Origin of the sequence: Nonomuraea rhodomycinica (assembly GCF_013363995.1) — a bacterium.
Taxonomy (GTDB): Bacteria; Actinomycetota; Actinomycetes; order Streptosporangiales; family Streptosporangiaceae; genus Nonomuraea; species Nonomuraea rhodomycinica.
The window spans coordinates 1-536 of record NZ_JABWGO010000039.1; the positions used below are offsets into that span (position 1 = coordinate 1).

Annotated in this window: 1 protein-coding gene and 1 pseudogene; both read left to right on the top strand. The window is 69.2% G+C overall.

All coding sequences use genetic code 11. The features are described 5' to 3' along the window. Positions 1-164: pseudogene (locus HT134_RS46630) on the top strand (deoxyribose-phosphate aldolase); the annotation flags it as partial. Beyond that, the coding region (locus tag HT134_RS44325) for an aldehyde dehydrogenase family protein (RefSeq protein WP_175606509.1) at positions 164-536 on the top strand (373 nt) is incomplete at its 3' end. The pseudogene HT134_RS46630 and the gene HT134_RS44325, both read left to right, overlap by 1 nt.

Sequence of the window (536 nt, forward strand, 5' to 3'; positions counted from 1 at the left end):
TCAAGAACCTGGTGCTGGTGCAGGAGACGGCCGGCGAGGACTGGCTGACGCCGGACTGGTTCCGGCTGGGCGCCTCCTCGCTGCTCAACGACCTGCTGATGCAGCGCGAGAAGCTGGCCACCGGCCGTTACGCCGGCCCCGACTACTTCACCCTGGATTCCTGATGGCGATCTTCGAGTACGCGCCCGCGCCGGAGTCGCGGGACATTGCCGACATCAAACCGTCGTACGGGCTGTTCATCGACGGTGAGTTCACCGAGGGCTCCGGCACCCCGTTCAAGACGGTCAACCCGGCGACGGAGGAGACACTGGCGGAGGTGGCCACCGCGACCTCCGACGACGTGGACCGGGCCGTACGGGCGGCGCGCAAGGCGTTCGGCGCGTGGAGCGCCCTGCCCGGAGTGGAACGCGCCAAGTACCTGTTCCGGATCGCGCGGATCATCCAGGAGCGCTCGCGCGAGCTGGCGGTGCTGGAGTCGCTGGACAACGGCAAGCCGATCCGCGAGTCGCGGGACGTGGACCTGCCGCTGGTGGCGG